This is a genomic window from Oleiphilus sp. HI0132, assembly GCF_001635845.1.
In genome coordinates this window covers 1-923 of the sequence record NZ_LWGJ01001693.1, presented here as the reverse complement: position 1 = coordinate 923, position 923 = coordinate 1, and the positions used below count along the sequence as shown (strand labels likewise).

General features: G+C 43.1%; 1 protein-coding gene. It reads left to right on the top strand.

What is annotated here, in order from left to right; translation table 11 throughout:
* Positions 1-5: 5 nt before the first annotated feature.
* Positions 6-803 (top strand): sulfite exporter TauE/SafE family protein, encoded by a 798-nt coding sequence (locus A3766_RS25945; RefSeq protein ID WP_068510263.1) that lies wholly within the window; start codon positions 6-8, stop codon positions 801-803.
* Positions 804-923 lie beyond the last annotated feature (120 nt).

Here is a 923-nt window from a genome sequence, read left to right as displayed (position 1 = left end):
TAATCATGGAATTTCTTGCTTTAGGTGATTTTATTACGTACGTGCTTGCCGGAGCCGGTGTTGGTTTTGCGGTTGGGGTGACGGGTGTCGGTGGCGGGTCCTTAATGACGCCGCTTCTTATACTCTTCGGTTTCCCGACTCATATCGCCATTGGAACGGATCTAATTTATGCCGCCGCAACAAAGGCGAGCGGTGTAATTTCGCATGCGAAACAGTCTACTGTTAACTGGCAGATAGTATTTAGATTAGGCTTAGGCAGTATCCCGGCTTCACTTGTTACAGTCTACATGCTGAAGAACCACTTTGGTGATCCGTCCAGCTATCAACACATCTTATTAACTGTGCTTGGCTGTATGTTAATAATGACCGCCCTGGTAATTCTTATAAAACCTCGCCTTACCCGTTCATTTAATCTAAGCAGTAATGAGCGTCATAAGCTTAAAAAATACCAAGGCTTATTAACTGTATTTGCAGGGTTTATTCTCGGTATTTGTGTAACCCTAACGTCTGTTGGGGCTGGCGCATTTGGTGCAGCAGTTTTGATGATGCTTTATCCACGCTTAAACCCCGTTACTATCATCGGAACTGATATTGCCCACGCGGTACCGCTTACGCTCATAGCCGGGTTGGGACATATGCAGCTTGGTAATGTGGATTTCGTTCTTTTAATCTCCCTGCTAGTTGGGTCTATTCCTGCCATTCACTTTGGTTCAAAATTGAGCAAAAAACTACCAAGTGAAATATTGCAGCCAATATTAGCCAGCATCCTATTGATTATTGGGGTAAAATACGCGATCTTTTAGCCAATAACGCACAACACAAATACAGTTGAAGCTATGTCGCCAACATTTAATCTACTTAAAACAAAGTTCTTATCACCGCCATATAACCCAAGCAGTATTTTAAGAAAGCACCTACTAGAG

What these genes read in the sequence shown, in the direction of transcription:
- A3766_RS25945 (WP_068510263.1), top strand. Translation starts at nt 6, where the DNA reads ATGGAATTTCTTGCTTTAGGTGATTTTATTACGTACGTGCTTGCCGGA.